We start from the raw sequence: 204 nt of genomic DNA, 5'->3' as shown, positions 1-204 counted from the left end.
GACCTCCATAGGCACCACCCATGATCCCACCACTATCCGCGCCCGCGCCGGGATCGACTGCGCGATCACCGCCAACCACCAATGCGAACTCATCGAATACCGCGACGACGGCACTGAGAAGACCACGCGCACAACCATTCCCAGCACGGCCGCTGGGATGGACGCCCTGACCCGGATGCTCACCGCCGTCAGCGTGCCCGTCGA

Annotated in this window: 1 protein-coding gene; it reads left to right on the top strand. The window is 65.7% G+C overall.

Features of this window, described 5'->3' with window-relative positions:
- Nucleotides 1–204: hypothetical protein (locus tag TBIF_RS25830; protein ID WP_038172519.1), on the top strand; the 204-nt coding region annotated here is incomplete at both ends.

It is taken from the genome of Tomitella biformata AHU 1821, assembly GCF_000524475.1.
GTDB lineage: Bacteria > Actinomycetota > Actinomycetes > Mycobacteriales > Mycobacteriaceae > Tomitella > Tomitella biformata.
This window is presented reverse-complemented; position numbering and strand designations above follow the sequence as displayed.